The 8,562-nt window shown below is 66.2% G+C and carries 3 protein-coding genes; 2 read left to right on the top strand and 1 reads right to left on the bottom strand.

What is annotated here, in order from left to right; translation table 11 throughout:
* Positions 1-12 precede the first annotated feature (12 nt).
* Complete coding sequence (locus BM287_RS17285) at positions 13-5,766, top strand: DUF6531 domain-containing protein (protein ID WP_090107360.1); 5,754 nt, start codon at positions 13-15, stop codon at positions 5,764-5,766.
* Positions 5,767-5,832: 66 nt separating this feature from the next.
* Positions 5,833-6,363 (top strand): hypothetical protein, encoded by a 531-nt coding sequence (locus BM287_RS17280; RefSeq protein ID WP_090042261.1) that lies wholly within the window; start codon positions 5,833-5,835, stop codon positions 6,361-6,363.
* A 499-nt stretch (positions 6,364-6,862) separates the two neighbouring features.
* Here the strand turns inward: BM287_RS17280 and BM287_RS17275 are convergent, their stop codons facing one another.
* The gene (locus BM287_RS17275) at positions 6,863-8,131 is read right to left on the bottom strand and encodes an IS256 family transposase (protein ID WP_090042263.1); all 1,269 of its coding nucleotides are present in this window, start codon (positions 8,129-8,131) and stop codon (positions 6,863-6,865) included.
* Positions 8,132-8,562 lie beyond the last annotated feature (431 nt).

The raw sequence follows: 8,562 nt of genomic DNA, 5'->3' as shown, positions 1-8,562 counted from the left end.
CGGGCGGCGCAGATGACCAACGCGACCGTGTCGTTGACGATCAGCCTGAACAATCTGAACGGGACCCCGTGGGGGACGGCCGCTGACGGGGGTGCGTCCTCGTTCGCCTCGCCGTTTGCGAACGACCTCGCGTTCGGGCAGCGCACGCTGGATGAGTGGACCCGGTTCACGGGGCGCCGGCAGCAGGCGGGTGTGACGCAGGGTGGCACGAACGGGACGACGTACCCGTATGCGGAGTTCGCGAACCTGCCGGGCACGTATGCGCAGACGTTCTTCGGGTTCATGGATCACAACTTCGACTGGCCGGCGATCTCGGGCACGTATCAGGGCGCCCAGTACGGGTTCCAGATCGATGCGGTGGTGACCGCTCTGGCCCGGCAGTTGCAGGCGCAGAACATCACCTGTGGGGATGCGTCCAAGGGGCAGACCGCGTTCCCGGGCGTCCCGTCGGCGGCGGAGCTGGCGGCGTTGTTCGCGCTCGGGTTCGGGAACTGGATGCGTTACGGGTCGGATCCGGTGAACTTCTCCACCGGCAACTTCCTGCAGTCCAAGACGCTGTTCACGGTGTCCGGCCCGGGCGGGGTGTCCACACCGGTGGATCTGACCTACAACAGTCTGGACTCCCGGACGGGCATGTTCGGTCGGGGCTGGTCGTCGGGTTTGGCGGCGAAGTCGCAGACCTATGGGGACGGGTCGGTGCTGATCACGGCGGGGGATGGGTCGGCGACCGCGTTCACCAAGAACGCGGATGGCAGCTACAGTGCGGTGCAGCCGGGGATCTACACGAAGCTCTCCCGCACCGCCGAGCACACCCTGACCGTGACCAAGCCGGATACCTCCACCCAGGTGTTCACCGAGGACTCCTACACCGGCGCCGGCGTGCTGTCCGGGAACACCGACCGGGCCGGGCACGCCTGGTCGTACACGTACGGGACGACCACCATCACCATCCCGGCGACGCCGAACCCGTGGCCGGTGGCCCCGGACGGTACCTCCGGCGGTTCCGGAACCCCGGCCAGGACGATCACCTCGTTCGGGCCGCTGGCCTCAGTGACAGAACCCGGCGGGCAGAAGATCACCTTCACCGCGGACGCGGCTGGCCGGGTGGTCACCGCGACCCGCCCCGACGGGGCCACCTGGACCCTCGGTTACGACAGCGCGGGGAACCTTGCCGCGGTCACAGACCCGGCCGGTCACGCCACCGCCTACGGGTATGACGCCAGCAACCGGATGGTCACGGTCACCGCACCGGATGGCACCACCTATGTGACCAACACCTACGACGGCGCCGGGCGGGTCGTGAAGCAGGTCAACGGCGACGGCGCAGCGACCACGATCAGCTACGGCCAGAACAGCACCACCTACACCGACACCACCGGAGCGAAGACCACCTTCTCGATCGACGCCCAGGGCCGGGTCACCAAGGTCGTCACGCCCCTCGGGCACACCATCGGAACGACTTACAAGAACTGGGACACCACCTCCACCACCGACGGCAACGGCAACACCACCAAGTCGGTGTATGACGCGCAGGGCCGACTCACGCAGACGATCGCCGCGGACGGTGCGAACACCTCCTACACGTACACGGCGCAGGGCGACCTGACCTCGCAGACACTGACGGATGGGCGGACCACCAGCTACACCGTGGACGCGCAGGGCCGCACCACCGCGGTCGCGGGTCCGGATGGCGCGCACTGGCAGCAGTCCTTCGATGCGGCCGGGAACCTGGCCTCGCGCACCGACCCGGACGGAAACACCACCACCTACGGGTATGACGGGCATGGGAACCTGATCACGATCAGCGACGCGGTGGGCGGGAAGACCACGTTGGCCTACGACGCCGCCTCCCGGGTCTCCCAGGTCACCGATCCCGACGGGCACACCACCACGTTCGCCTACGACGCGGTCGGGAACCTGGTCTCCCGCACCGATGGCACGGGCGCGGTCACCAGCTACACGTATCAGGCCGACGACAAGGTCGCCACCATCACCGACCCGAACGGTGGCGTCACCGCCTACACCTACAACAAGGGTCTGAACGTGGAAACGGTCACCGACCCGACCGGCGCCGTGACCCGGTACGGGTACGACTCGGAGTACCGGCGCACCTCGGTCACGAACGCTGACGGCGGGGTCACGAAGTACACGTACAACGGTGAGGGCCTGGTCACTGCGGTCACCGACCCGGATGGGCGCACCACTCAGAAGACGTACGACGCGGCGCAGAACCTCACCTCGATCACCGACCCGGCCGGTGCGACGACGACCATCTCTTACGACGCTGTGAACCGTCCGACGACGGTCACCGACGCCCGCGGCGGGAACACCGTGTTCGGCTACGACGCCACCGGCCGGCTGGTGAAGACCACCGACCCGAACGGGCACGCCACCTCCTACACGTACGACCAGGCGGATCGGGTGGTCACCGTCACCGACCCGGCGGGCAAGCAGACGAAGTACGGGTACGACCCGGCCGGTAACCGCACCAGCAGCACCGACCAGACCGGGCGGACCACCACGGTCGCCTACGACGCGTTGAACCGGGCGATCTCCTCCGCGGATCCCGCCGGCGGGAAAACCGTGTACGGCTACGACCCGGCCGGGAACCTGACCACGGTCACCGACCCGGCCGGCCGCGCCACCAGTTACAGCTATGACGGCGCGAACCGGATGAGCGGCAGCACCGACGGCGCCGGCGACACCACAAAGTATGCGCACGACGGCAACGGGAACGTCACCGGCATCACCGACCCGCGCGGCGGAACGATCAACTTCAGCTTCACCGGCACGGGCCAGCTCGCGGCAAAGACCGACCAGAACGGTGCCACCACCTCCTACCAGTACACCGCCGCCGGCGTCCTCGCCGCGATGGTCGACCCGGCCGGTGTGACCACCGCCTACACCCACGACGCGGCAGCGCAACTGACCGCGGTGACCGAGAACGCCGTCCCGGGCGCCGCCTCGAGCGCGGACACCAATGTGACCACCGGCTACGGGTACGACGCGGCGGGCCGGCTCACCCAGGTGACCGACCCGCTGGGCCACACCACCGGGTACGCCTACAACCCCACCGGGCAGATCACCTCCGTGACCGACGCGCTCGGGAAGACCACCTCTTACGGATACGACCCCGCCGGGCAGGAGACCTCCTCCACCAAACCGGACGGGAAGACCACGAAGTACGGGTACAACCCGGCCGGTCGCCTTACCGCCACCACCCCCGCTACGGGGTCGGCGATCGGCTACAGCTATGACGACGCCGGCCGGTTGACCGGGATGACCGACTCCACCGGCACCTCCTCCTGGTCCTTCGACACCGCTGGCCGGATCTCCTCCACCACCACCGGCGCCGGGAAGACCCTCGGCTACAGCTACGACGCCGCAGGACTACGCACCGCCCTGACCTACCCCGACGGGTCAACCGTGAAGTACGGGCTCGACGCCGCCGGCCGGGTCACCTCCCAGACAGACTCCACTGGCACCGTCGGCTACAGCTACGACGCCTCCTCGAACCTGACCCGGATCACCCGGCCCAACAACACCACCTCCACCTACAGCTACGACCCGGCCGGGCAGATCACGTCGATCGCCCACACCGGATCCACGCCGGGAGTGGACGCCAACGCGGCACCACAAGCCCCGTCCGCGACCACGCCGACGACCCAGACGCCGGCCGCGCCCGCACCGACAGGGACACCCACACCCACCCCGTCGCCGTCGACGTCGGTGGTGCCCTCGCCGACCCCGACCCCGACCGTGGCGCCGACCCCCGCGGTCCCGGCCACCCCGACCGCGTCACCCACCCCGGCCGCGACGGCCACGGCAACCACGTCGGCGTCGGCGTCGGGGACAGGTCTGGTCTCGGCAGTCACCGGCACAGTCACCGGCCTGGTCTGTGGTCTGCTGCCGGTCTGCCCGGATGCGAACCTGACCGCGGCCGACGGCCTGCCGATGACCCTCAGCTACAGCCACGACAGCAACGGCCGGGTGACCAGCCTGGACCAGGTGTCCGCGTCCAAACACCTGACCACCACCTACAGTTACGACAAGCTGGGCCGGCTCACTGCCTCCACCCGCACCGACGGCGCGAAAGCCACCTACGGGTACGACGCCGCCGGAAACCGGGTGAGTGGGAGCGATACGGACCGGTTGACTGGGCAGATCCTGGGCTACCAGGCCACATACTCCGCGACCAACCAGTTGCTCACCCAGACCGTCGGCCCGCGCAGCGCGTCCGGGCTTTTGGGTTCCGAGGTCGGCACCGTGACCACGACGAACACGTGGGATGCCAACGGTGAGCAGACCGGCTCCAAGGTGGACACCATCCAGACCGCCACCCTGCTCGGGGTGATCAGCGGAACCAAGACCAGCACCCTGACCACCGCCAACACGTATGACTTCGCCGGCCGGTTGACGGGTTCGGTCCGGTCGGACAAACTCACCACCAGTTACTCCTATGACGGACTGGGTCGGACGGTGGGGGAGAAGCTTCCGGATGAGTACGCCTCCGACCACCTCACCCCGACTTTGAGCCAGTTGCTGGGTGGGAAGGGCTGCGGCACCGGCGGCACCGTGCCCGGCTGCCCGGCCGAAGCCAGCGGGGACACGCCGTTCGTGGGTAACAGCACCACGATCACTAACGACGGCGCCACCCCGGTCTCCTGGGCGACGTCGGCGGTGACGGTGAACGTGATGTGGGGTCCGGAAGGCGCCGACCACCAAACCACCACCACCCGTGATGACGGGGAAACCACCACCACCGCGTCCTGGTTGTATTTGGATGCGCAAGGCACCGTCCGTGCCACCGCTAACAGCGCCGGCGCCACCCAGACCGCGTCCGCGTACACCGACTTCGGGGCGGCGGAGCCTACCTCCGGGTCCCTGCATGGCAGCACCGGCGGGAACCCGCTACCGCTGCACCTGCAGGTGACGGATGCGGGTGCGGTGCTGCCGAACACGACCACCACCACCCCGATCGGCTACACCGGGCAGCAGTCCAACCCCGACACCGGCCTCATCCAATACCAGGCCCGCACCTACCAGCCCGGGCAAGCCCAGTGGATGCAAGCGGACAGCTATTCGGGCACGTTGGTCTCGCCCCAGTCGCAGCACCGGTATGGGTTCATCCAGAACACGCCGATCACCTACGTTGACGACTCAGGCCACCGGCTCAGCGAACCCAGCGCGAACGCGAACTTCAACCAGCCCACCTTCTGGATCCAGCAGGAACGCGAAGCCGCCACCAACGCCGCTGAAAACCAACGCGTCGCCAATGCCTACGCCTCCACCCGCGGCGGCAGCGCCAGCCGCACCAGCACCGTCAACAGCAGCGGCGCCGACCGACCCACCTACAACACCACCAACCCAACCGACCCCAGCAACCCCAAGTCCCACACAGAGCAAGGTGGATACGGTTCGACCTCGAAGGTTTTGGACCTCGTTAGCAACATTCTCGGATTTGTTGCTGCGGGCCTTAGCCTCCTGTGGTGGGTACCAGGCTGGGGGCAAGCGGCGGCTGTTGCTGGGCGAGTCTTGGGAATCGTGGCAACGATTCTTTCCTGCGCCGCCGGAGGACTGACCGCTGATTGTGTGATCGGGGCAATTTTGTCCGCGATACCTTTCATCCCATCGTTTGTGAAGCATTTCGTGTCGGACCTCGCATACCAAGCTTGGAAGGGCGCCATGGAGGCTCTGGGCCATCTGGGAGATGGATTTGGTTTCACTGTCAGTGGTGGCAAGCTATTGGAGGCTGCGAGGGGATGACGGATCTTCGAGCGCCCGGCGTGTGTCTTCATACTCCATCTCCATTCATTGCGCATTGAGGGTCTAGTGAGCGTTTCAGCCGTCCTTTGGGCGACCCTTGGTCCTGTCGGGCTGTTCCTCGTTGTGACTGGGATCGCCAATTACATGTCCATCCGATGGAACAATCAGCGGAAGGCTGCCCTTAGAGTCACGCAGGCAGATTCGCTTATCCTCACTGGCCTCTTCGGGTTCGAGTCACACCGCGTTATCCGTGCGCTGGCCGCAGTCCAAGGGCTCAAACCGAAAATGTCGTTCGGGCGGTTCTCGGTTTCCGTCGATTCAATCAACGTATGCCTGTTTGAGGGTAGAAGAGTTCCTCGACTGATCTTGACGATTCCGCTCAGCACGATTCGTGAAGTCCACGACGGGAAGACCTACAACTCGAACGGCAGCTATCCCACGATTTTCCTGGCGGTCGACGCCGATGGCACGACGTACGACCTTCAGCTACGTGTTGCGGGGGAGAGGGGGATTCTCTACCCAAATGGCGATACTGTCCGCGGTTGGACGGAGCGACTGGCGAAAGCGGTTCGGCTCGCGAAGGAGGCCTCACCTTGATCGCGAAACGACGACAGCCGTTGACCAGCGCTGTGAACGGTAAGCCATCGCGAAACATTTGTAGGTCGCGATAGGAATGGGGCACCCGCAAGATCCCCCTCGACTACGGTCGCGGCATGTGCCGGCCGCGTGGACCCTCGTTCGATCAATTGTCTGGGTCACGTGCACCGCGGTCGCCACTGGCGTGTTCAGCTTGATTGCTCTGCTTTCGCATGCCGATGCGGCATTCATCGTTCCCGGGGTCGTGTTCTGTCTATCGATCCCAGTTATCGCGCCTGTGATGTATTTGTTAACAGCAATCGTGGAACGGTGGGAGGCGCGTGGCGGATACACCACCCTCCCATATCGATATCGGGAGTTGTGGCAACTGAGGCCCGGAACAGGTGAAGTTCGGCGAGAACCCGGCCAGGAGTACCTGCCCCCTTATGGTTACAAGCACGCATGAGGTCCTGACGTTCGGGGTGGTGGTTCCCAGCGTTGGTTCCTGGGTGGGTGGTGGTCAGGCGGTGAGGTGGAGTTCGGGGTGGGCGGGTTCGGTGTGGTTGTGGAGGGTGTGGAGGAGTTTGCGCATGGAGATCTCGGAGAGGTAGCGGCGTTCTCCGTATTGCCATTCCTCGTGCTGTTCTTGCAGGACGGCGCCGATGAGGCGGGTCACGGAGTCGCGGTCCGGGAAGATCTGGACGACGTCGGCGCGGCGTTTGATCTCCCGGTTCAGGCGCTCGATGGGGTTGTCGGACCACACCTTCTGCCAGTGTTCGCGGGGCACCGTCGCGAACGCGGTGAGGTCTGGCTCGGCGTTCTCGAGCATGCCGGCGATTTCGGGGAACGAGGTGCACAGGCTGTCGGTCACGGCACGGTATTGGGCGGTCACGGCCTCGGTGGTGGTCTGCGCGAAGATCGTGGAGATCAGCGCGTTGACCGGCTTGGACCGCGCCGATCCGAGCTTCTGGGTGATGTTGCGGGCGAAGTGGACCCGGCAACGCTGCCAGCCGGAGCCGGGCAGGATCGCCTTGACCGCGGCCTTCAGGCCGGCGTGCGCGTCACTGGTGACCAGGGCGACGCCGAGTGGGTCGGTGTCGGTGGCGACCTTCAACCCGCGCTCGCGCAGCGAGCGGAGGAACTCGGTCCAGAAGTCCGTGGTCTCCGCATCGCCCAGCGCCATCCCGAGGATCTCCCGGCGGCCGTCACCGGAGACGCCGGTGGCCACGACGAGGGCTTGGGAGAGGACCCGGCCGCGGTGGCGGACATCGAGGTAGGTGGCGTCGAGGAAGAGGTAGGGGAACCAGGTGTGGTCGATCCGGCGGTGCAGGAACTCTTGGACGGCCTCGTCGATCTCGGAACAGATCCGCGAGACCGTGGAGCGCGAGATGCCGGTGTCGTTGCCCAGCGCGCGCACCAGCTGGTCGACCTTGCGGGTGGAGACCCCGTCGATCCAGGCCTGGCAGATCACCGCGTAGAGGGCCTTATCGACCCGGCGGCGCGGCGACAGCAGCGACGGGAAGAACGAGCCCTCCCGCAGCTTCGGGATCTGCAGGTCGACCTCCCCGGCCGGGGTCGCGAGGGTCTTGGGCCTGGTGCCGTTACGGCGGGTGGTGCGCTCCGGGGTGCGCGGGTGCGGGTCCGCACCGATCTTCACGGTCGCTTCCGCGTCGATCAAATCCTGCAGCCCGGCCTGCAACATTCGCCGGAACACGTCCGAATGGGCCAGCTCAGGGTCGGCGAGGACTTCGCCGATCAGGGTCGTCAAGGCAGACTGGTACTGGGTCATCGTGGGATCACTTCCTTGCTTCTTGGCGGAAACAACTGGTCGTCCCGCGATGGCCCACCTACGTCAACGACGAGAAGAACCCCGCGGGAAGTGACACAGAGATGATGGATTCGGCTCCGGCGCCGACGTGACTCGAAATTACACGGACGCCGTTCGCGGCTGTCTTTTTGTGGATCTGTCCGTCGACGCCGGGGTCGCTGCGGGCCGGGCGGGGAACATGACTTGATAGGAGCCTGACCGGGAAGTGGTCTCACCTTTGTGCTGTCTGCACCTACCCGACCCGCGGTGACGTTCATCACCGTTGGAAGGGAATCCCGTCTATGACGAGCATGACACTCGACGCGCCTCTCACCAACCCGTTGTCTCCCCCGGACGAGCTGGTTGCAGGCGTCGACACGCACAAGAACACGCATCACGTCGCGATCCTGGAT

This window comes from Leifsonia sp. CL147, from assembly GCF_900114565.1.
In the GTDB taxonomy this organism is placed as follows: Bacteria; Actinomycetota; Actinomycetes; order Actinomycetales; family Microbacteriaceae; genus Leifsonia.
This window is presented reverse-complemented; position numbering and strand designations above follow the sequence as displayed.

What these genes read in the sequence shown, in the direction of transcription:
- BM287_RS17285 (WP_090107360.1), top strand. Translation starts at nt 13, where the DNA reads ATGACCAACGCGACCGTGTCGTTGACGATCAGCCTGAACAATCTGAAC.
- BM287_RS17275 (WP_090042263.1), bottom strand. Translation starts at nt 8,131, where the DNA reads ATGACCCAGTACCAGTCTGCCTTGACGACCCTGATCGGCGAAGTCCTC.